General features: G+C 29.7%; 20 protein-coding genes. 5 read left to right on the top strand and 15 right to left on the bottom strand.

What is annotated here, in order from left to right:
• Window positions 1-123: 123 nt before the first annotated feature.
• From fabV to PZA12_RS10715, 13 genes are all read right to left on the bottom strand, one after another.
• Entirely contained in the window at window positions 124-1,320 is a 1,197-nt protein-coding gene (gene fabV, locus PZA12_RS10775) for an enoyl-ACP reductase FabV (protein WP_103698705.1), read from the bottom strand.
• A 32-nt stretch (window positions 1,321-1,352) separates the two neighbouring features.
• On the bottom strand, window positions 1,353-1,577 hold the full coding sequence (locus PZA12_RS10770; RefSeq protein ID WP_026889638.1) for a hypothetical protein: 225 nt from the start codon (window positions 1,575-1,577) through the stop codon (window positions 1,353-1,355).
• Window positions 1,578-1,975: 398 nt separating this feature from the next.
• Complete coding sequence (locus PZA12_RS10765) at window positions 1,976-2,932, bottom strand: tRNA dihydrouridine synthase (protein ID WP_103698704.1); 957 nt, start codon at window positions 2,930-2,932, stop codon at window positions 1,976-1,978.
• A gap of 804 nt (window positions 2,933-3,736) precedes the next feature.
• On the bottom strand, window positions 3,737-4,354 hold the full coding sequence (locus PZA12_RS10760; RefSeq protein WP_103698703.1) for a LysE/ArgO family amino acid transporter: 618 nt from the start codon (window positions 4,352-4,354) through the stop codon (window positions 3,737-3,739).
• Between the two features lie 107 nt (window positions 4,355-4,461).
• A complete protein-coding gene (locus PZA12_RS10755; RefSeq protein ID WP_103698702.1) occupies window positions 4,462-5,937 on the bottom strand; it encodes a PLP-dependent aminotransferase family protein in 1,476 nt (491 codons plus the stop codon).
• Between the two features lie 59 nt (window positions 5,938-5,996).
• Window positions 5,997-7,217, bottom strand: a complete 1,221-nt coding sequence (locus PZA12_RS10750; protein WP_338481382.1) for an adenylosuccinate synthetase — start codon at window positions 7,215-7,217, stop codon at window positions 5,997-5,999.
• Window positions 7,218-7,353: 136 nt separating this feature from the next.
• Window positions 7,354-8,277: a hypothetical protein gene (locus PZA12_RS10745; RefSeq protein WP_103698700.1), complete on the bottom strand. Its 924-nt coding sequence runs from the start codon at window positions 8,275-8,277 to the stop codon at window positions 7,354-7,356.
• Window positions 8,278-8,444: 167 nt separating this feature from the next.
• Complete coding sequence (locus PZA12_RS10740) at window positions 8,445-9,494, bottom strand: hypothetical protein (protein ID WP_242984856.1); 1,050 nt, start codon at window positions 9,492-9,494, stop codon at window positions 8,445-8,447.
• A 27-nt stretch (window positions 9,495-9,521) separates the two neighbouring features.
• Window positions 9,522-9,722 (bottom strand): TIGR02452 family protein, encoded by a 201-nt coding sequence (locus tag PZA12_RS10735; RefSeq protein WP_278286290.1) that lies wholly within the window; start codon window positions 9,720-9,722, stop codon window positions 9,522-9,524.
• Window positions 9,723-9,752: 30 nt separating this feature from the next.
• Complete coding sequence (locus PZA12_RS10730; protein ID WP_103698698.1) at window positions 9,753-11,222, bottom strand: nicotinate phosphoribosyltransferase; 1,470 nt, start codon at window positions 11,220-11,222, stop codon at window positions 9,753-9,755.
• Between the two features lie 11 nt (window positions 11,223-11,233).
• A complete protein-coding gene (locus PZA12_RS10725; protein WP_103698697.1) occupies window positions 11,234-11,773 on the bottom strand; it encodes a cysteine hydrolase family protein in 540 nt (179 codons plus the stop codon).
• Window positions 11,774-12,388: 615 nt separating this feature from the next.
• Complete coding sequence (locus PZA12_RS10720; RefSeq protein ID WP_103698696.1) at window positions 12,389-13,189, bottom strand: ribose-phosphate pyrophosphokinase; 801 nt, start codon at window positions 13,187-13,189, stop codon at window positions 12,389-12,391.
• 69 nt (window positions 13,190-13,258) lie between these two features.
• Window positions 13,259-14,152, bottom strand: coding sequence for an NUDIX hydrolase (locus tag PZA12_RS10715; RefSeq protein ID WP_103698695.1), 894 nt, complete (start codon window positions 14,150-14,152; stop codon window positions 13,259-13,261).
• A gap of 732 nt (window positions 14,153-14,884) precedes the next feature.
• Here PZA12_RS10715 and PZA12_RS10710 point away from each other — a divergent pair.
• Window positions 14,885-15,421, top strand: coding sequence for a GNAT family N-acetyltransferase (locus PZA12_RS10710; protein ID WP_103698694.1), 537 nt, complete (start codon window positions 14,885-14,887; stop codon window positions 15,419-15,421).
• A gap of 679 nt (window positions 15,422-16,100) precedes the next feature.
• Here the strand turns inward: PZA12_RS10710 and PZA12_RS10705 are convergent.
• Window positions 16,101-17,435, bottom strand: a complete 1,335-nt coding sequence (locus tag PZA12_RS10705) for an ATP-binding protein (RefSeq protein WP_103698693.1) — start codon at window positions 17,433-17,435, stop codon at window positions 16,101-16,103.
• Between the two features lie 497 nt (window positions 17,436-17,932).
• On the opposite strand from PZA12_RS10705, the gene PZA12_RS10700 reads away from it, so the two are divergent.
• The 4 genes from PZA12_RS10700 to PZA12_RS10685 all read left to right on the top strand — a co-directional run bounded on the left by PZA12_RS10700 (window position 17,933) and on the right by PZA12_RS10685 (window position 20,126).
• Window positions 17,933-18,796 (top strand): ABC transporter substrate-binding protein, encoded by an 864-nt coding sequence (locus PZA12_RS10700; protein WP_103698692.1) that lies wholly within the window; start codon window positions 17,933-17,935, stop codon window positions 18,794-18,796.
• Window positions 18,797-18,977: 181 nt separating this feature from the next.
• Entirely contained in the window at window positions 18,978-19,280 is a 303-nt protein-coding gene (locus tag PZA12_RS24925; RefSeq protein WP_103698691.1) for a spore coat associated protein CotJA, read from the top strand.
• A gap of 9 nt (window positions 19,281-19,289) precedes the next feature.
• The gene (locus PZA12_RS10690) at window positions 19,290-19,553 is read left to right on the top strand and encodes a spore coat protein CotJB (protein ID WP_103698690.1); all 264 of its coding nucleotides are present in this window, start codon (window positions 19,290-19,292) and stop codon (window positions 19,551-19,553) included.
• 6 nt (window positions 19,554-19,559) lie between these two features.
• On the top strand, window positions 19,560-20,126 hold the full coding sequence (locus PZA12_RS10685; protein ID WP_077839760.1) for a manganese catalase family protein: 567 nt from the start codon (window positions 19,560-19,562) through the stop codon (window positions 20,124-20,126).
• Window positions 20,127-20,382: 256 nt separating this feature from the next.
• Here the strand turns inward: PZA12_RS10685 and PZA12_RS10680 are convergent, their stop codons facing one another.
• Window positions 20,383-22,806 (bottom strand): flavocytochrome c, encoded by a 2,424-nt coding sequence (locus PZA12_RS10680; protein ID WP_103698689.1) that lies wholly within the window; start codon window positions 22,804-22,806, stop codon window positions 20,383-20,385.
• Between the last annotated feature and the right edge of the window lie 12 nt (window positions 22,807-22,818).

The following is a 22,818-nucleotide window of genomic DNA, read 5'->3' as shown; positions in this document are numbered from 1 at the left end:
TGCATATCCGGATAATTATACCACAAGTGCAATGTTTTTTGAAATATTATTATCTCTCTAAAATATATTTATAAAAAATAAGAAGTATCATTTTGATACTTCTTAACATAAACATTCATTAACTTATGGCTCTAGCCTTTTCAATGCCTCTACATCAATGTCTTCACTATAATCGACTCCATCAATTTCAAAACCATTTAACTGCATAAATTCCTTTTTATATCCGTCATAATCCGATAATATTTTAAAGTTATCTGGAGTTATTTTTTCCCACAATTCATTAACTTCACTTTGTACATCTTCCCTAAGTTCCCAATCATCCATTCTTAATCTTCCACTATCATCAAATTCAATTGGGTTTTCTGCATATATTTTATCAGCAAACATTCTTTGCATCTGCATAATGCAATTTTCATGTAAATTCTTTTCTTTCATTACTTTATATAATACCGCTGCATACAATGAGAAAGAAGGTATATATGCACTTGCCTTAGTAACAATTGCTTTATTTACAGAAACAAAAGCCTTTCCATTAATCTTCTTTTTCCACTCTTCATCTATTTGAATTGCAGTATTCTCAAGGTGACGTTTAGCCTCTCCTATTGTACCTTCCCTATAAATTTTATATGTTCTTGATGCTCCTATATATGAATACGAAATTGTTATAGCATTATCAGAGAGACAATCATTTTCAAGGAGTAGTTTACACCACTCATTCCAATCTTCACCTCCCATTACTTTTTTCGTTGCTTCTATCTCTTTATCAGTTGCTGAATTAACTTTAGTCGTAACAAGTTCATCTTTCTCCATATCAATTGTCGGACCCTGAAATTCTCCAGATGTAGTTTTTAAAGTTGAATCGTATATATTTCCTGTCTTAGGATCTTTTCTTCTTGGCGATGCTAAACTATAAATGAGTAAATCAATTTTTCCAAACTCATCCTTTATATATTTTATTACATTTTCTTTAACTTCATCTGAAAATGCATCTCCAATAAAGTTTTTTGCAATTAGTCCTTCTTTTTCTGCAAACTCTTTAAAAAATATATTATTATACCAACCTGCTGTTCCAGTTCTTCTATCTGTAATTCCTGTTTCAAACGAAACTCCAATTGTATCAGCTTTCGCTCCACCAAATGCTAAAGAAATTCTTGTAGCAAGGCCAAAACCTGATGATGCTCCAATAATCAGCACTTTTTTAGGACCGTGAAATTGCTTTGCATTCTTGCAATATTCGATTTGGTTTAGTACTTCTTTTCTACATCCATATGGATGACTTGTTTTGGCTATTCCCTTAATTAATTCAGGTTTAAATATCATTCTATATCCTCCATTTATAAAATCTTCTTTGGCTAGTCTTTGTAAATCTTCGATAATATACTCTCCAGCGAATCACTTAAATATTTTTGATATTTCTTATTAGTTATATGAATCTCTATTTCATTCTTCTTTAGTATATCTACTAAGATTTTGTTTTTGGCATTTAAATCTGCCACTGCGAGAACAAGGTTTGCAATAATGTTTTGCATATCTGCATTTTTACCCCTGTATTTCTCAATTATTTCTTTAACACCCATATAATCACCCCCTGATACAATAAATTATAAAAATATCAGTGATTATATTCCAAATTTTATAAATATATATTTTCAATGCACATCTTATAATTCACAATTCACAATGTGCAATTCACATTTCACAATTTTCAATTCATAATGCACATTTCACAATTAGGGTTAAAATTCTTGCAATATTTTTAGAATTATAATGAAAAGCTATTTCTCCAATACATATTATTCCCTTTAATGTATCTTGGATAGCAATATGCTAATTTAATTATAACTATCTCACTCTTATTCTCTATAATAAACAGTAGTTAAGCATAAACTTCATTTATACAAAAATTTAGCCCATTAAAAACTTTCTCAATCTATGAGATAATTTAATCCTAAAAATCTATATGATAATTGAACTATTAAAATCCATGTATATCCGTTTTCTTTATATCAAGTTCCTGAAACATGCTTGATATGATTCCCTTATATTCCTGTAAATTATTTGTCTTTCTTATCTTTTTAGCATATTTATCACTATTAGTAAAGATATGTATCATATAAAACCATAATTCTTTCATTTTAAATAAGACATTTCTATCACCCGAAAGAACTTCTTCATATCCTATGCAGACTTTATCATGAAATGCCTTCATTAATTCTTTATCCATAAGACGATTGGTCTTAATTTCTTCAATCAAGCCCGGATTTGCAATAAGTCCTCTACCAATCATTACTGTTTCAAGCTTCGGATAAGCTTCTGATAATTTCTTATAATCTTCTACATTAAAAATATCACCATTATAACAAACGGGATTTTTACTTAATTGTAAAGAATCTTTAAACACTTCCATATTAGGCTTATTTTTATAAAAGTCTGTCTGAATTCTTGGATGAATTATAAGTTCCTCTAGAGGATATTTATTAAATATTTCAATTAACTCATAAAATTCATCTGGCGAATCCTTTCCAATTCTTGTCTTTATAGAAATTTTATTTGATGCATTCGAAAATATATCTTCTAAAAATTCATCAAGCAGCTTTCTTTGTGCAAGAAATCCTGATCCCTTATACTTTGCAACAACAGTTCCAGATGGACAGCCTAAATTTAAATTAACTTCATCATATCCAAATTTACTCAACTCATTTACAGTATCAGTGAAATACTCAGAATTGTTAGTAAGTATCTGAGGAATAACATTGATTCCTTGATTATGCTCAGGCAGCACATCGTTTAGCTCTCTAGAAGTAAAGCTCTTATTCTTAGTTGGCGATATGAATGGCATAAAGTACTTATCAATTTGTCCAAAAAAAGTTTCATATGCATTTCTATATATATATCCAGTAACACCTTCTAATGGTGCAAAATAATATTTCATATCATGAATCTCCTCATTATGTAAGTAATTTCACCTATATTGTATCCAACAAATACATTTTTGTATATAGATAAACACTATATAACTTAGGCTTATACAATAACCCACCGAAAGGAGAAACATTGTTGTTTCACAGGACTATGAAAATTTCGCTGAAAGCACTAAATTGCAGGTTGCACAACTAATGCTTGCTCCCAATTTCATTGTGACAAGCATTAGTTGAACAACCTACAATTAAGAGCTTTTAACAGCTCATTTTCAATGCCTGCTGCACAAAAATGTTTCTGCTTTCTTGTATGGTATTTATTGCAAAGTATAAATCAAAATTTTAAGTTATTTATAGATATAGGGTTCCACATTGATAACAATACATATCTACTGTTTCAATTTCCTGAATACCAGCGATATTGAAATTTTATAAGTTTGAATATCATTGTGGAGCCCTATATCCCAACTATAAGCTAGATTTACACTATGAAATATATCAAAACTAGAAATGAGTGATATACTTTTGTGGAATGTTTCATTGGTAATTTTGATGGATGTGATTCTTTGGCTATAAGTTGTTCCAAATGTGCTAGTTCAAAAAGTGAGAATCGAAATTTTATATTTCGTTCTTCGAACTTTCTCTGTGAGCGCTTGTTCTTTGAGGCTAGCACTTTGGGTACAACTTTATAGCCTTAGAATCGCCCATCAGAATTACCTAGAAACTGGAACAAAAGTATATTATTCATTTCGGTGAGCTATACGCATAAGTATAGATTATAGTTAGTTTATCTATATCCACAAAAATTATATAAAAAGCTATAAATATATTGATTCAATAAATGAGTATCCTAATTTTAAGCCATAGAATATAAGTATTAATCCACAAATTATGTTGATCCATTTAATTATTTTATTAAATTTACTGCTAAACTTCCCTACGAATCCTGCAAGTCCACTAAACCATATGGCTGATGCCATGCATACCCCCAATATAAAGTACTTTGACATTTCTGCTGGAAGCGAAGCATTGAATCCACCTAATAATAAGGATCCATCAATTATTGCCTGGGTATTAAGCCACGTAACAGCAAAGCAAGAAATAGCTATTTTAATTAATGAATTATTACCAAGCTTTTTATCTTCTAATATTTGTGACGATGATCGTATTAATCCAGCTCCTATGTAAATTATAACTATAAATCCAAATAGAAGTATTGCCAATTTTAATAAATAATATTTTTGAATAAGCGCCCCTATTCCAAAAAAGCATGAAATCGCTAGTGAAATATCAAATAAGATAGTTATAAGTGCAACTTTGTATGTTTCAGCCTTACTTTTTTGCATAGCAGTGTTTATTACATATAAGTTTTGTGTTCCTATTGGTGCCACATAAGCAAGTCCAAATAGAAGTCCTTGTAATAAGTATTTAATCATAATTTACCTCCTTTATTAGTTCTTTTCTTATTGTAACTAATAAAATATAAAAAGTCCCCAACCAATATATTAGTTTATTACCCAACCAAAAGCAGCCATTGAAAAAATCAATAGCTGCTTTTACTTATATCATTGAAATAGCTCTTTTTTACTAATTCTGATAATATCCTTAACCCCTTTTCTAACTCTTCCAATGATGCATATGAATATGAAATTCTTAAATTTTGACTATTAGAAAAATCATAAATATTTCCTGGATTAATCAATATTCCTTTCTCATAAGATAATTCAAATAGTTTATTTAATGATAGTGATTTTTTTAATTTTAACCAAATATAAAATCCACCATGTGGTTTGCTCCATGTTGCTATACCATTAAAATACCTCTTTAAAATATCTAGTGTCACATCTCTTCGAATTTTCAGCTGATTTCTTAGCTGCAGTAAATATTCATCATATAAGCCACTATTAATCAATTCAGCTAAGACTTCCTGAGATAAAGAACTTGTTCCATAATCCATCTGCATTTTAAGATCACTTAAATGTTCAATTACATTTTCTGGTCCAACTAGCCAACCAACTCTAAGACCTGCTGCTATAGATTTTGAAGCAGTGCCTAAATACATCACATTTCCATTCTTATCTTTTGATTTTAACGGTAGCGGTGGCTCTTTATCTAACCATAGTTCTCTATATGCGTCATCTTCAATAATAGGAATTCTTTCCTTTGAGCATATTTCTAAAATTTCATTTCTTCTCTCTTCTGTCATTACAATTCCAGTAGGATTTTGGAAAGTTGGTATAGTATATAATAAAGTTGAATTATTGTTTTTCTTATTTTTTATAATTTCATTTGGCTTGATGCCAAAGTTATCCATTGAAACACTATTTAAATTCATTCCATATGATTGAAATAAATTAAGCGAACTCAAATATGAAGGCTTTTCAACAAGTATTGTAGATCCACTCTTTAAAATTCCCATAGAAATTAGCTGCAGTGCTTGCAATGATCCGGATACAATTAATATTTTTGATGGGGAAACATTTATATTATGCTTTTTCAGGTACTTGCTTATTGTTTCTCTTAAATGCAGTGATCCTTTTGGTTCTTCATAACCTAAATCTTTTACATTCTCCGAAACTTTGTTTAAAATAACTTTCATCATATCATGAGGATATAAATCACGAGAAAGTTCTCCTGTTCCTAACCGTATCATTCCATCTTTAAATTCTAATTGATTTATTTTTTGAATTGTAGGCAGGTTTGGCTTTTGTATACCACTTTGAATATAATTTTGCCATTTTAATGGTGAAATAGATGTAATTAGAGACCAGGTATTATTAACTATGACAGTTCCTACACCACTTTTACCTTCAATTAGTCCTTCTGCTTTTAATTCATCTAAAGCCTCTACAACAGTACTTCTATTTACTTCAAATATTTTTGCCAGCTCTCTTTGTGTTGGCAGTTTACTACCTACGTCCCATTCCCCTGTTGATATCATCGTCTTAATATAATTAACTATTTGCTGATATAATGGAATAGATAACATTTTATTTGGTTTCCAATTAACATTTAACATATAACTCCTCTAACAACTTCACTATTTATTTAAATAAATTATTATATTCAAATCTTATTTCAATATTTTACAATATTATCTCTAGATACTCCATAACTTAAATAACAATTGTCAGGATTGATCTTTCTAAGTATATCCTCTATAAATTCATCAATACTCTTTAATAGAAGACTATTATCTTTATAATAATTTGCCTTATTATTACCTACCTGGTCTAGGCATGTTATTGCAATAGATTTACTTATATTGATTTTTTTATTTTTGCTCTTAAAGTGAATCTTATTATAATCATTTTCTATATTCTCTGATAGTAAATCTATATCTAGTGGTGCAAATCTCAAAACACCTTGAAATTCATTTTGTATGTTAGTTAAATCTGTAATATTTTTGTATGGCTTCTCTTTCATTTCATTTGGCAATGGTCCTGCCCCATGTCTTGTTAAATAGCTCCTTGTTACATAGATTACTTCTATGTCTAGTTCACATGACTTTGCTTTTTCTAACAAATCTATCACATTGCTTACACCTGTTTTGGAATGGGTCACATAAGGAAAATATTTATAGTCCTCTGATAGCATTAATCCTTGTGCTCCTTCGAATATAGGAGTTTGATAATTTTCTAAAACTCTTTCTATATTAGATAATTCTACTTTTGATTTAAAATTTTTATCAACATCATAAATAAAGTGTTCTATTATATTTGCATCAAACAGTATACTCATTAAATTATCATTGGATGACTTTAAATTTAACTGCTCAAGCCTTTTATCTATATATTCTTTTTTTATAATTTTAAGTTTATCTTTATAAACTCCACTGAAAATATCGCCGCAGGTTATTTTATATCTATCCATGCTATTTCTTACAATCGACTCATTATACCCTAGTCCGCAGCTTCCATGTTTATTATTTCCTCTATGTCTTTCTAATATCTGATTTAATAGCATATCTTGTGGGATAACTACAGGGCAATTTGTATCTATCATTGTATGGGGAATAATTCCTATTTTATTAAGTTCATCATATTCTTTTAGAAATAACAAAGGATTCACTGAAAAATAATTGCTTAAAAAAGTTGGAATACCTTGTAAGCTTCCTGCTCCAAAATGTCCAAATACATGTCTTTTACTATCTGGTGTAACTACAGTATGACCTGCTTGAGCAGATGAATTGAATCGAATCACAACTGGATTTTCATTAATAGAACACATGTAGTCTGTCATTAGTCCTTTTCCTTCATCACCAAAATTAGAACCTATTACCACTTTTATAGATTTCACGCCAAGCTCTCCTTTCATAATATTAAACATGGAGCTGTCGCATTAAAAAACTTTACCACAGTATGTTGTATTAGAATTTTTAAATTTAATACAGTATATTGTAGTTTTTATTCTTTCTGCGGCAGCTCCAATAACATTAAAATTTTACAAGCCCATCATCATCTTTTGCATTTGGAACTAATTCCTTTATAGCATTTCTTATTATTAAGCTTGTACTTCCATCCCAACTATCAGAAACATTATCCTTGTCTTCTCCAGTTAATACTTGTAGTGTTGATACTATAAGTTCAGGCAATTTTGTATAATCTGACAATCTCAAAACTCTTTGGCCTAAAATATCATTCCATGACTTTATTACTTCATCTGGCTGATAACGCATATGACTTCCTTCTTCAATAATAATATGAAATACTTCATATTGCTTAGATACAAGCCTTAATAAATCTTGTGCTGACATGCTATCAGTTTGTATTGTATCTCCAAAGACTTTTTTTATTTCATTTTTAAGAACAGTCTTAGGACACTCTTCATCTCCTATAGTAAATAGATATCCCTTTTTTCCTCTTTTTATAAAATTATCGCATTTTGTATGCATTCCAGCAAACCACCAAGGCAAAGTATAACTTTCAGAGTTATTTCCTCCCCCTCCATGTTCCACATAAATTTTAGTTAACTCTTTTGCAATTCTAATATCAGCTTCAAATTGAGTTACCTGCAAAGGGGCTGAATCATATTTAACATCGCCAATTCCCATAAACATGATATGTGGGTCAGAAACAGGCTTTCTGTTATATATTTCAGTAGCTAATTTTTCTAAGCCCTCCCTTGCAATGCTATCTGCAATTATGCCCATTGAACCAGTTACATCTAATCCAATAATAATTGGCGTTGAGTTTGGATTATCAATGCTGTCACAGCTTTCTCTAAAACTTACATTATACGGATTTAAACTTGGATCAAGTTTCCTTGCTGCAAAAACATCATCTACTGTTTTCTTTCCTTTTATAGTTGCACTTGCATAACTATCCCAAGCTTTTGAATCCCATCTTCCTGTTCCCATTTTAATACCTCCTAAATACTCATATATTGCAATTCACAATGCACAGTTCACAATTTACAATTCACAATGAACAATGCATAATTCACATTTCACAATTCATAATTACGGCTAAAATTCTTGTACTATTTTTTGAGTTATGATAAAGAATTATTTTTGCAACATATATATTACTTGTTAATTTTCCTAGCATACAATTTATTTATATCAATATCCATTTCTACGAATTTTCTTTCTCCATAACTTTGCTTAATAACACTTTCCCAAAGCTTATACTCTTCCATTGGATTGTTTACTGAGACTCCTCTGACCCAATCAATAAGTGGCTTAGGTATATCAGAATCTTCAATAAAACTTATTCCATTCTTATCACCAAGCAAGGTTCTTCCAATTAGCCTTATGGATTCTAAGTCTAATAAAAATGTACCTGTTTTGGATGACTTTATTTCTGGAGACATGATGCTATAAATTTCGCTAGATACTCCAAGCATCTTCCCATCTATAGGAACTGTATACCACCATCCGCCTAACAAAAATCCAATATGATTTGAAGGTGAAATATAATAATTATCAATATTTATTCCATTATGTGATAGATTATTATAATATAGAAAACAAGTTATATTATATAAACTGCTTAGAATCCACATTACATGTCTTGGTGGAACTTTGCTGCTATAATAATTTAATATATCTTTAAGAGAATAGGCATCTTCTGGCTTTTCTATAAGCAGTCCTATCTTCTTATCTATGGTTTCAAATTTCTTTAACACTTTCGGAAAATACTTTTGGAATTCAGATTTCATGTTGTTATTCTCGTATTTTAAATTCTTGATTCTATCCAATGAATTTTCTACAAAATCCTCATGCTTTTTATCAATTAAATATAAAATTGATCTATTACCAATAAAATATTTTCCTAATTCAAATGAATATTCTACATTATATTTCATTGAATATTTTTCGCCATCAGAACTTGTTATTTTAATTAATCCCTCTTCCATCCAGGTTCCATTCTCTAATAATTTAACAGTTTGAGAATATAATTCATTTATTTTACTTGTGACTTCTTTGTATTTCTCTGAATCCCTATGCAAATCTGGATGAAATATTTTAAGAAGATCAATGTGTTCCTTTTTAGCTATTTCTTTATCACCTGTAAATAATTCATAGGGGTATTTCATTTCAAGAATTTCTTCAATAGTGTACAAAATTCTCATTCCCTTCTTAAAAATACAGTAAATATCCTACTTTTCTAATCCCTCAAATGCTTTTATGCAGTTTTGATTTTTCGAGTTATCTAAAACAGCAAATATTATATTATCAAAGTAACTAATAAAATTTTCGTTAATTAGAAGTTCTCGCCAGTATTGTGCTATTAATTTAGGGTCATTCCTAAATACACCACAACCATATGCACTTAGCTCACCTCCGTTACTTTTAGTAATAGCAATAAAAACAACATATTTTATCTTTAACTAAAACTCTCCATGTAACTTATCTCTAATCTCTTTTAATGAATAATCTTTAATAAGCTTTCCATCTCTAAAAACTACTTCTAATAAATTATCCTTACATTCCTCTTGTTCATTAATAGTAAGCTCGTCCTTATAAAGAATGTCCTCTCCATCCCTGTATACATAGCACATTCCTTTTTGAGATTTTTTAAAGTTTCCTGTGTCAGTTTTAGGATCTTTAAATATAAATTTTTCTTCACCGTTTATTACTGCATGAGTTGCTTTCAGAGCAAATCCAAAAGTATCACGAGTATTATATTGATAGGTGTAAGAACCAATTCCAAATGTGCAATTGCTTACTGCAAATCCTTTTTGCTCAAGGCACTTACAGATTTCTTCACACCTTTCAACTGTGATACTATCACCATATATTGTTCCTATATGAGAATCTAAAACTTTATATCCTTTTGAATTAATTTCTCCACCAAATATATCCCACAAAAGTTCAACAGTTCCTTTATATGCTGGACTATCATTTGGTGCTTCATTATCACCACAGATTATTTTAACCGGATCTCCACTATCTCCTCTGATTACTACATTGCCATCTCTATTTAATATATCTTGTTTTAATGTTGGTAGGATATTAGTAATAAGGTTCCAATAATCGTAGGTATCTGAAACTATACTTATGACACCGCTTGGAAATACTTCATTAATTAATCTCTTGTAAGCCTTAAGTTCATCAGTTCCATAAGTGCACATTACGCTATGCTCAGTTGATGGAGTTCCAAGTCCAACTATTTCATTTTCAATATTACAGTTATAATAATTTTCTAGATAAAGTATTGATGATATTGTTGCGGTTAAGTCAAATGAAAGTAAATGCCCTGCACTGCTAACCTGTGCACTTTCAATTGAACTAAATCCTCTCATGCTAAAATCACCGCAAGCTTTTTTTACATCACCATTTTCAACAGTTAAATCAAAATACTTTTCAACAATTTCTCTATATCTATATGCTATTGTTGCACTTGTCATAGGCTGCCATATATTACAGCTCATGAATGTCTCCAAATAATTTACAAGCCAAGCAAATTCATCGTGAGTATTAGTGATTTCAATCATAGGTGTTTTTATATTTACTCTTGTTCCTTCTTGGACTGCTTTTATTTGTATAGGCAAATACCCTAAATCATGCAATTTTTCTATGTGAGCTGTATCTGCTGCAATACTTCCCATTGTTCTAGATATCACTCTCTTATATTCACTAATAATTTCATACTTAGGAATGGAGAAAAAATTTTCATCAAAATATTCTATTAAATATTTTTTTATAAAAGATTGAAGCCCAAACATAACCACTTTGTTCATGTTTTCTTTTCTAGACATTCTTGGAGTCCAATAACTTACAAGCTTTGTAAGTCCAGGTGCATAGCACATATGATGTATTGTCTTATAAAAATCAGTTAATAATAATGGATCTATCATTTATATCTCTCCTATCTTTTAACTTTAACACTTAGTGCTTCAATCACATCTAATGCTTTGTCATGAAGACTATCATCAAAGCTTGCGCATAAAGTTCCATCTACAATTAAGTTCGCGTTTATATACTGAGATTGAAAGGTAACTACATTACTTATTACACACATGTTTGTTACAACTCCAACTAACTCTATTTCATCTATATCCTCACCAACATCCTTTGATATCTTTAACATAACTTCTGGCGCTATTCCAAAAGCGTTTTTATTGTAATGAAAAGTATTTTCTACTCCTACAAACTCTTTTAACTTTCCATAAAGCTCATGACCTTCAGTATCTATATAACAATGAGGTACAGGCAGACTCTTTCCTTCCCTTGTTTCTAGATAATTTTCAAAATGAGTATCATAAGTGAATAAAACTTTATCACCATTTTCTAAATATTTTTTTACTTTATCATAAATACCTTGTTCTAATGCTTCCGCTTTCTTAAATCCTAAAGCTCCATCAACAAAATCTTTTTGATAATCTATAACCACTAATAATTTATTCATAATCGTCTCCCCAATCTCTATAATTTAATTTAAAAAATAATCTGATTATTTTTATATTGCAATTCACAATGCACAATTCACAATTACGGCTAAAATTCTTGAGATATTTTTATAACTATCCTGAAGAATTATTTTTGCAATATATATAATTGTTCAAATCACTGAAAACACTACAAATTGTTAACTTTTTATATTTTTTTCTTTAAAGATATTTTCACTTTTAAATTCTTAAGTTTTTTCATTGTTAAAAATGTAAATTCTTATATTCCCATATTCCTTTATTCTTAAGTTCTTAAATTCTTATATTCTTTCATTTTTAACTTTATTGATAAACAATTTAAGAATTAGGCTTATTAGATGAACATATTTACAAAGTTGCTAAAACTTTAAACTCATATCTTCACTAGAAATCATAAATATATTTGTGGAGAAAACATTTGAAAATGAGCTGTTAAAGGTTCTTTGCTGTAGGTTGTTCCATTTTAGCTTGTCAAACTGAAAGTTGGAGCATGCTAAAGTGGATACAACCTGCTGCTTAGAACCTTCAGCAATATTTTCATAGCTTTTCGGAATCAAAATATTTATGATTTCGGTAAGTTATTGCATAAATCTAGGTTATACAATAGAGGATATTTCCAACTTCTCATGCTCTTTAGATAAAATGCTATTAGTAGTAAATACCTTACTAATTAAATCAGTCTTTAAAATTTCTCCATCAAAAATTGTATCCTCACAATGTGTTACCACCAAATAAATCTCAGTTGCACCCATTTCTTTAAGCTTTTTAGCTGTTAAAATAAATGTTCCACCCTTAGAGCATAAATCATCTACAATAATAGCTTTAAAATTTTTACTTTCCACAGTTCCATTTATTTCAAGCTTATTTATAAATCCAGTTTTAAAATCTCTTTCTTTGTTTGCAGTTAATATTTTTTCATATTCAATTTGTTTCCCGTATCTCTTAGCTGCACCTGCATCTGGATAAACTAAGTAAACTGAATCTTTTTTATCATCTACTTTTTCTAATAAATCTTTTGCTAATATTGCAGACATGTTTATGACTTTGACCCTATCAAGTAATGCCACACACACATCTGAATGTGGTTCATAAATTGATACTTCTTCAAAATTTAAATGATTAATAAGTCTGCATAAATGCTTTAGGGTAAATACAGTGACCCCTTCTGTTCTATCCATTCTGCTATAAGGCATATACGGAATTATAAGGTTACATTTAATATTTAATTCATCCAAATGCTCCTTTAAAAATATCAAATGAGTTATATCATTATCACTTTCAAATTTGAGTTTAATGGTATTTACCCATTCTTTAATATTTAACTCTTGGCTGTTTATTAAACTTTCTCCATTAGGAAATTTTTTAACCTCTATTTCTTTATCATTTAAAAAAATCATTTAATTATCCCCTCTCATATAAATTCTCAATTCTCTATCATTAAATTTTATTAATAACTTACATTTGGTTTAAAAATTGTGCTCCCAGTTTTCATTAAACTTAAATACTTTAGCAGGTCTAAAAGGTTTCCCCTCTATTTTTTCATCAGTTTCTATAATCATATCTTCCATTTTTCTTCTAAAATTCAAGATTTCTCTTCCCATTATTGCTTCATATACATTTTGAAGTTCCTTAACTGTAAATAATCTAGGCAAAAGATTTAGTGCAATTGGCGTATATTCTATTTTATTTCTAATTCTGTCTACTGCATAATCTATTATTTTATAATGATCAAAAGCTAATTCATCATTACTTTCATTTAACGTCTTATAACTATTTTCCTTTTTCCTAAAAATAGTTCTTTCTATTTTTTCTATTATTTCATAATTAAATTTTATTTCTTCATCTTCACTTTCGAATTTTAGAATATATTTATTTATGGTATTCGTCTCATTTTTTTTAGAATCAATTAAATTCTTTTCTACCCAAAACCACTTTGATTCTTTCCTATCTTTATAATCACCGAATCTAATATCCTCTTTCGATATTAATGCTATATTTCCGATACTTATTACTCTTGTCCTTGGATCTCTATCAACTTCTCCAAAAGTATATAATTGCTCAGTATATACATTATCTATTCCTGTTTCTTCTTTTAGTTTTCTTAGTGCTCCATCTTCTAGACTTTCATCATTTTTAACAAAGCCTCCTGGAATTGCCCATTTTCCTTTATAAGGATAATCATCTCTTTTAATTAAAAGAATTTGCATTCCCTTCTTTGGTACTTTTCTTGAATTCTCTTCTATCCTATCACCAGTTGTAAATATAATAATGTCATTTGTAACACTTGGTCTATCATAAATATTTACATCATATTCACTTAAAAATTCTCTTTCATTTTTATCTAATAGTTCTTGATTCAACTTACCCACCTCTATATATTTGAAAACTTTTTACTATTTATCATTTAGATAATATCAATTTGATTCTATGTATTAATATTAACTCTATTAACTTTATTTGTAAATACCTTTTTTAAAATTAATTATAGATATCCAAATTTGAAATTATATTTATGTGTATCAAAACCGAAATTAGATACAAATTTGTTCCAGCGGACTAATGAAATTTTCGCTGGATAGTTCTAAGTGGAAGGTTGAACCCATTTCTGCATGCTCCAAAAGCAAGTTTAGGACAAGCAGAAAATGGAACAACCTTCAACTAAGAACTATAACAACTCAATTTCAAATGCCGCTTTCACAAACATGTATCTAATTTCTAGTATAATTCACAAAGAATAAAGTATATCTTTTGGTTTCGATATCTATATAGGCTCCCCATTAAAAATTTAAAATATCTCAAGCAGAGAAATTTTCATATTCATATGGAACAAATATATGTTCAATTTGGGCTGATATCAATATAATTTCCATTCACGTTCGTTCGCTGAGATAAAGAAATAATAAAGGCTAAAAACTTTATAGTTCAAAACAATGTAGCACATTCGTATATCAAAATAAAAGACTAAAAAAATAGAGAGCCAATGTATGTATGACATGTGTGATATTTTGTAAATTATGTTATAATAATTGTTATTAAAAACTATAGTTTAATAAGCAATAGTAGATTATTGTGAAGTTATAGGAGCGTATAGAATGAAAGAATTCTTTTTAAAATCACTAAGAATTGGATTTTCAATATGGAGTGAAAATGATATATGTGATGCTTTAGAATTATGGAAAAATCCAGAAGTAACAAAATTTATCACAGCAGAAGGCACGATGTCAAAAGAACAAGTACAACAAAGGCTAAGAAATGAAATAGAAAATTATAATAATTACAATATTCAATATTGGCCAATTTATTTAATAGAAACTAATGAAAATTTGGGATGCTGCGGTTTACGGCCATATGATCATGAGAACAATATATTAGAAATGGGAATTCATTTAAAAGAGAAGTATTGGGGAAAAGGGATTGCTAAAGAAGCATGTTTTGCAGTAATGGAATATGCTTTTAAAAATCTTAATGTTAATGCACTTTTTACTGGACATAATCCTAAAAATTCAGCATCTGCTCAATTGCTAAAAAAACTTGGATTTGTTTACACCCATGATGAATATTATCCACCAACAAAATTATACCATCCTTCATACTTGATGAAGAAACAAAACTATATGAATTTTCGCTAAAAATGAATATTCATAAATCATGAATCAAAAATTAAATAATAAATTGTAAAATCGTATTATTCAAGAAAATGAATTTGCGATTTTTTTGTGTGCAATTTTTATACATTTAGTATTATAGGTGGACAATCCCATCTATAATTTTTAAGGCTATATTTAAACATTATATTAAACATAGCCTTATATTATTTAAGAAATGAAAATGAAAAAAACTTTTTTACAAGTTTTATTATACTTACACTACCTTAACATTAGCTTAATGAAATTCAAAAAATATTATTATATATATGTTGCAAAAATAATTCTTAATCATAATTCTAAAAATCTTGCAATAATTTTAACCATAATTGTGCATTGTGAATTTAAATATATACGTTCTAATTATGTAGTTAATTTACTTATCACAGAATAATAAATAAATGTATAAATCAAACCCGTAAGTGCAATAAATCCTAAAAAGTACTTTATTAATTTTAATACTTTTGACATAAATCTAATCCTTTCACTTTCTTTTTATTTTAGTGATACATGAAAATATGGTTTTATTATTATTTTCATGATACATCAAAATACCGTTAGTTTCAAAAAATGTTAAACTTTATTTGTAAGTTTATTCAAATATCTTCTACAAAATTATAATTTTACATAATCCAATATAGCTACATATGAAAACTTAATTTAATTAAATCAACTCGAACTGCCTAACTGAGACATTTTCAACATTTCTTGTTATTGGCAGCTTCATAAAAAATGTTGTTCCCTTACCCAGCTCTGTATCAAACCATATTTTTCCCTTATGAATATTTGTAATTGTATGATAGACCATAAACAAGCCAAGCCCCGTTCCTCCACTTCTTCTAAAAGAAAACGGTTCAAATAAAGTTTCATTGAGCTCCTCTGGAATGCCCCCAGCTGTATCTTTAATTATAATGAGTATGGAATTTTTATATTTTTCAGTTGTAACTTCAATTGACCCACCAATATCCATTGCTTGAATTGCATTGTTTATAAGATTCTCTATTGCCCTCTTTAAAAGCTTTTTTGATATGTTCGCATATTCATCTACATTGTCTACCAATGATAACTTTATATTTTTATGATTGCAAATAGGCTGAAAAGAGTTTAAAACATCTTTTATTAGAGGAGTTACCTTCTGTGGTGTAAGCTCTTCTGGTTTAAATATACTCAAGAGTTCCATTACCATATCATTCATTTCGTCAACTTGATTAATTATTCTATTAAAATAATTATCCATCCTAGCTTTATCTGAAGTTGCTATGCCAAGCTGACCTAATCCTCTAACTACAGATAGTGGATTTTTAAGATCGTGAACAGCTGTTGCAATTAATTCACTTGTTGCAGTTAAATTAATTCCAGTTGAGGTATTACTAAATTTATCATTAATATATTTCATAGCTGTCTCAATTGAATTTATACAAGCTATAAAAGAGTGTAATTTCACCGGATTCATATGTTCAACTGGAACACTTATTCCAATTGCCCCTATGATATTTTCATTATTTATAATTGGCACCCCTATACACCCACACTTACAATCAGGCATACCATAGTGTTCTGCCCCATAAACCAAAATTGGCTGCCCCAGTGCCAATGCAGTTCCTATCCCATTATTCCCAACATTTTCTTCTGACCAATTTACCCCAAGAGAAAAACCTTCTATTATTCCACCCAGTTCTTCAGTCTTTTCTCTAAACTCAATGATCCATCCATCATTATCTGATAACGCAATTGTATGTGGAATATTTGCTAAACTCATAGATAGTGAATCCATATATAAATTTGATATTTCTGTCAATTTATAATTTTCCTTCTTCTTTTTTTCAACATCCCTACTTGATAAAAACTCAAATTTAACTTTGTTAGGATTCATTCCTAACTTCTCACATCTTTTCCATGACTCTAATGTAATTTGTCTAGCTGTTGGATTTTCATTTATAGCTGATATAAAATCATCCCAAGATGAGAAATTATTGCTTATTTCTAATAGACACCTCATTCGTGACTTTCACCCCATACATTTATTGTTTGACTATAAGCCAAATCTATTATTGTTTATTATTCGCTAATCAGCTTCAAATTCCTCTTTTTCAACAAAATAATACATTATAAGATAAATAATCGGTTACTTAACTCTCTAATTATGGCTTTGCTATTAATATTATTGTTTAACAGCTATATTTTCTTTTAACTTGTCACGCTGAAAGTTGAAGCATGCTAAAGTGAATACAACCTGCTACTTAGAACCTTCATCTATATTTTCATAGCTTTTTGGACTCAAAATAGTTATGATTTCGGTAAATTATCACATAAGTCCAGTTTTAAAGTTAGATATCTATATCATAAATTTTTATTTAAATCTTTGCCAACCTTTATTATACATTCCTTTTCTTAATATTACCTTAATTATAGGAATTTTTTGATTTAATATTGAGTTTCTTTAATGAATAAATTTATATTAAGTTAAGATAATAATAAAAAGGAGAAATTTAGCATATGAAAATTCATAAAAAACTGCTTATTTTTATTATGTTATCAATGAATATTATTCAATTAATATTTTGTGGCGCTAATATACCTAATAATAAAGTATCAAAAGATAGATTAGAAATAGTAAAAGAAAAAGGGATACTGGTTGTTGCATCTTCAAATGATATTCCCTTTGCTTACATAGATCCGAAAACTAAAGAATTCACCGGAATTGATGCAGAAATTATAAGAGAAGCTGCCAAAAGGCTTGGGATAAACAAGGTAGAAATGAAGCAAATTCCATTTGATGATTTATTAAAACAATTAAATAATGATGATAGCATAGATATAGTAGCCAGTGGAATGTATGTTACAGATGAACGAAAAAAAGAAGCATTGTTTACAAACATATTCTATAAAGAATCAGAAGCAATAATCACTCCCAGGGTATCAAAAATTGTCTTTAAGGAAGATTTTAAAAATGCTGTAATAGGTGCACAAATAGGAACAGCCTTTTTAGAATTAGCCAAGAAATGGAAAGCAGAAGGTATTGTCAAAGATGTAGTTTCATTTAAGAGTCAAAATGATCTATTATCAGCAGTAAGCACTAAAAAAATAGATGCTGCAATGACCGACTCTATTTTTGCTTCATATATGATCTCTCAAAATAATTTATATTTGAAAGTATTACCTCCAACAGATTATACACCTGAATCTCCTGGTAAAATAGCTGCTGCTGTTAGGAAAAATGATATTACTTTAGCAAAAGCAATAAATGAAAAAATAGATGAAATGAAATATGATAAAACAATTCCTGAAATACTCGAAAAATACGGTTTAAATAGCAATTACTTTGTTTCAGTTACTGATGGTCATATTTATCAAAATTAAAGTGAAGGTAGTAATTAGTTTTTCTAAATACTGCCTTTATTTTAATTTATCACTTCTTTATAACATTTTAAGACAATAAGTATTAGAAATTTAAAATATATTTTATAAAGTATCACATTATTTCATAAAGCGCATAAGATACTTATATAAATAAACAACAAATGAAGGAGTGTTAACCCTTATGTACAGACGCGACGATGATGACTGTATGTGTAAATCTAAAGAGTATTCAAAAGAGTACTCGAAAAAATATGAATATGCACGCGCATATATATTGCCTCAAAAATATGAAAATTTGTATTCTTGCAAAGAAGGTTTTGTAAAAGGAACAATATTTAAAGACCTTTACAGACCATATAAAAAACATCATGATCATAAAAGCTATGATTATGACCATGATCATCATGAACATGAATACGATCATGAAAATGAATATGATCATGAATATGAATTTGAATACAAGAAAATCAAATACGAGAGGTGATATGATATTATGAACCAACGAGACATGCTAAATAGTATAAGAGTTTATCAGTTTTGTGCTGTAGAACTGAACCTATTCCTCGACAATTTTCCTGAAGATAAAAACGCTAAAGACGATTACAACAAGGTATCTTGTAAATTAACTGAACTAATTAGCGCATATGAAAAAAACTTTGGCCCATTAACAAACTTTGGATCTGCATATGTAGAAAATCCAAAAGCTTGGGTAAATACACCATGGCCTTGGGAAAATTGTAGCAGGGAGGAGGAATAAGAGTTTATGTGGTATTATGTAAAAACATTGGAATATCCAGTAAATCTTAAATGTAAAGATCTTAACATGGCTAAGTATTTAATGTCTCAATATGGTGGGCCTGATGGCGAACTAAGTGCTGCCTTGAGATATTTAGATCAACGTTATACTATGCCAACTGGAAAATCAAAAGGATTATTAACAGATATAGGAACTGAAGAAATGGCTCACGTAGAAATAATAGCCACTATGATATACCAATTAATGGAAAACGCAACTGTAGAAGAAATTAAGAAAGCAGGACTTGGTGGGCATTATACTGATCATGATAAAGCATTATACTATAACGACGCTCAAGGAAATCCATGGACTGCAACTTATATACAAGCCAAGGGCGATGTAATTGCAGATTTACATGAAGACTTAGCTGCTGAGCAAAAAGCAAGGGCAACTTATGAATGGTTAATAAACTTAACTGATGAACCACAAATTAAAGAAATACTATCATTTTTAAGAGAAAGAGAAGTTGTTCACTATCAAAGATTTGGTGAATGCTTAATGCACGTTCAAGATGCAATGTGTATTAAAAAATAAAGTATCATAATTTATATATATAGTCTTATATATATAAATAAAACTGCCTCAAAATAGAGTTTTGAGACAGTTTTATTATATGATAATATTTATCTAATAAAGGCACATATTTATAAAATGCTTAAAGTATCCTTTATACATAAATGCCTGCTTAGGTTCTATTGTATGTAAATAAAGTTTGTTTTCACAACTAGTACTATTTGTAATAGTCACTTTTTCATCTTCATCAATAGAAATTAACATTTTGGAAACATTACTATTTCATTTCATCAACTGCAGTTTTACCAGCAATTCTTCCGAAGGTAAATATATCAGTTAATGCATTACCGCCAAGACGGTTACCTGCATGGATACCTCCAGCAACTTCTCCAGCAGCATAAAGATTTTTAATTGGTTTATCATTTTCATCTAATACATGCGCTTTAGTGTCTATCTTAAGTCCACCCATTGTATGATGAACTGCTGGCTTTCTTGGAGTAGCATAAAACGGTGCTTTCTCTACTTTTAAGCTAAATGTATCCTTATGGAATTCAGGATCAAAACCTGCATCTACATATGAATTATATTTATTAATTGTGTCTACAAGAACTGCAGGATCCATTCCAACTTTTACTGCTAGTTCTTCTAGGGTATCTGCTCTAAATAAAGTACCAGCTTCTACCTGACGGTCTAACTTTTCTTGACTTGTATTAGCTGCAGTTTCCTTTATTTCATCATCAGCTATAAGATAGAATAAACCACCCTGTTCAATAGCAGCTTTTGTTAAAACATCTCTTCCAGAGAATTCATTGATAAATCTTTTTCCTTCTTTATTTACCATTACAAAGTTTTCAGGAGGTACTTGAACTCCACTGAATAATTCACCAGTTTCAGGATCAGCTACAGGCATCATTTGAGTAAAGCCCATTCCTGTAAGTGCTGCACCTACAGATTTACCAAGTAATATTCCATCACCAGTCATAGCATATGAATTGGTAGTTTTTACATCATCAGCTATTTCACTCCAGTAAGTGTTGTATTCTTTCAGCATCTTTGTGTTTGCACCAAAACCACCACTTGCAAGGACTACTGCTTTTGCATGAACAGTTATCTTTTGGCCATTGACACCAGTTGCTATAACTCCTTTTATTTCACCATCTTCTATGATAAATTCTTTTACAGGGCTATCAGTAATGATTTTTCCTGAGTTATCTTGTACATATTTTGTTAGTGCAAGTATAAATGATGAACCATGGCTTTTTGTAGGCTTATGACCACGACGCCAAAGTGCACCAACTGGAGCAAATACTATGCTCTTATCATACTCAACCCCTATATCTTCTAGCCATTTAACACTTTCTAAAGCTCTGTCTGTAAGTATCTTTACTAGGTCATATTGGCCGTATATTGTGTTACCATTAAGGTCAGTTCTTTTACCACCAAAATATGTTTGCATTCTGTGAAGTAATGGCGAATCAAATAGATGTCCCTTTTGTGTGCCAAACTTTTCCTTATAAGCAGAAAACTCTTCTCTAAGTGCACGGAAATCATCTATGTATTCTGGATGAATTAAGCTCTCATCTGTATCTAGTAGCTCTTCAATTGTATGTCTTTCTCCTTTATTTTCTTCAAACTGCATCTGCCACTCTGGATCTGCAGCATTGATAGGACCGCCTGAACGTATGGTGTTTCCACCTACTGCTGGATATTTCTCAAGAACAATAGCACTTTTGCCATTTTGTAGTGCTGTTGCAGCTGCACTTAATCCAGCGCCGCCTCCACCTACAACTACTACATCACAAGTATATTCTTCATCTTCTTTTATAAGACTGCTAGCAGGCTTTGGACGTCTCTTAAGTATGTCAGGGTTAACACCTGCAAGCTTAACTGCTTTTGCTACACCGTCTAGTACAGCATTACTAGTTTCTGACGCACCAGAAAGAGCATCAACATTTAATGTCTGTCCTTCAATTATTTTATCTGGTATTCTTACAAAAACTACATCTGCAAGTCCTTCTGTCTCACCCTCTGTATTTATATCTATACTTTCTATTCTTTTCTCACTAAAGGATACTTTCATTGGAAGACTTCCACTATGACCTATTGCATCTACCTCATATACTCCTGGGTTAAATGTAAACTCTTCTTCTTCATTAAGCTGATTTGAAATCTTTGCAAAACGCATAAAACGTAAGAAGCATATCTCTAGGAAGTCTATAGTTCTTTCATTGTTTAGATTACCTTCTTCATCAAATGCTTTGTGTGCGCTTCCAAGTAAAAACTCATATCCTGGCATTACATTTGCATCAACGCCTGGTGCATCTAGGATTTGACGAAGATGTAATTGTGCACGTGAAGAACCTTGGACATCAAGTGAAGCTCCAAGGATCATTACTGGTTTACCAGCAAGTGGATGAAGATCAAAGCTTAGCCATTCAATTAAGCTTTTAAGACTAGATGGTATTGAGTGATTATACTCAGGAGTAGCTATAATAACACCATCACTTTCAGTAATTTTATTATTAAACATCTGTATCACTTCACTTGAAGACTGATTATCAGATTGATTAAACATAGGAACATCTTTAATCTCAAGTATTTCTATTTCTGCCTTTGACTCAAAATATTTTTTCATAAACTGAAGGAGTTTACGATTATATGATCTTTTTGCACTAGTTCCAACAATTGCTGTAAATTTCATTGTTATTAATCC

Origin of the sequence: Clostridium beijerinckii (assembly GCF_036699995.1) — a bacterium.
Classification (GTDB): domain Bacteria; phylum Bacillota; class Clostridia; order Clostridiales; family Clostridiaceae; genus Clostridium; species Clostridium helianthi.
This window is presented reverse-complemented; position numbering and strand designations above follow the sequence as displayed.

What these genes read in the sequence shown, in the direction of transcription:
- PZA12_RS10725 (WP_103698697.1), bottom strand. Translation starts at nt 11,773, where the DNA reads ATGAATAAATTATTAGTGGTTATAGATTATCAAAAAGATTTTGTTGAT.
- PZA12_RS10710 (WP_103698694.1), top strand. Translation starts at nt 14,885, where the DNA reads ATGAAAGAATTCTTTTTAAAATCACTAAGAATTGGATTTTCAATATGG.
- PZA12_RS10705 (WP_103698693.1), bottom strand. Translation starts at nt 17,435, where the DNA reads ATGAGGTGTCTATTAGAAATAAGCAATAATTTCTCATCTTGGGATGAT.
- PZA12_RS10745 (WP_103698700.1), bottom strand. Translation starts at nt 8,277, where the DNA reads ATGGGAACAGGAAGATGGGATTCAAAAGCTTGGGATAGTTATGCAAGT.
- PZA12_RS10690 (WP_103698690.1), top strand. Translation starts at nt 19,290, where the DNA reads ATGAACCAACGAGACATGCTAAATAGTATAAGAGTTTATCAGTTTTGT.
- PZA12_RS10680 (WP_103698689.1), bottom strand. Translation starts at nt 22,806, where the DNA reads ATGAAATTTACAGCAATTGTTGGAACTAGTGCAAAAAGATCATATAAT.
- fabV (WP_103698705.1), bottom strand. Translation starts at nt 1,320, where the DNA reads ATGATATTTAAACCTGAATTAATTAAGGGAATAGCCAAAACAAGTCAT.
- PZA12_RS10765 (WP_103698704.1), bottom strand. Translation starts at nt 2,932, where the DNA reads ATGAAATATTATTTTGCACCATTAGAAGGTGTTACTGGATATATATAT.
- PZA12_RS24925 (WP_103698691.1), top strand. Translation starts at nt 18,978, where the DNA reads ATGTACAGACGCGACGATGATGACTGTATGTGTAAATCTAAAGAGTAT.
- PZA12_RS10685 (WP_077839760.1), top strand. Translation starts at nt 19,560, where the DNA reads ATGTGGTATTATGTAAAAACATTGGAATATCCAGTAAATCTTAAATGT.
- PZA12_RS10720 (WP_103698696.1), bottom strand. Translation starts at nt 13,189, where the DNA reads ATGATTTTTTTAAATGATAAAGAAATAGAGGTTAAAAAATTTCCTAAT.
- PZA12_RS10740 (WP_242984856.1), bottom strand. Translation starts at nt 9,494, where the DNA reads ATGAGAATTTTGTACACTATTGAAGAAATTCTTGAAATGAAATACCCC.
- PZA12_RS10770 (WP_026889638.1), bottom strand. Translation starts at nt 1,577, where the DNA reads ATGGGTGTTAAAGAAATAATTGAGAAATACAGGGGTAAAAATGCAGAT.
- PZA12_RS10755 (WP_103698702.1), bottom strand. Translation starts at nt 5,937, where the DNA reads ATGTTAAATGTTAATTGGAAACCAAATAAAATGTTATCTATTCCATTA.
- PZA12_RS10760 (WP_103698703.1), bottom strand. Translation starts at nt 4,354, where the DNA reads ATGATTAAATACTTATTACAAGGACTTCTATTTGGACTTGCTTATGTG.
- PZA12_RS10730 (WP_103698698.1), bottom strand. Translation starts at nt 11,222, where the DNA reads ATGATAGATCCATTATTATTAACTGATTTTTATAAGACAATACATCAT.
- PZA12_RS10700 (WP_103698692.1), top strand. Translation starts at nt 17,933, where the DNA reads ATGAAAATTCATAAAAAACTGCTTATTTTTATTATGTTATCAATGAAT.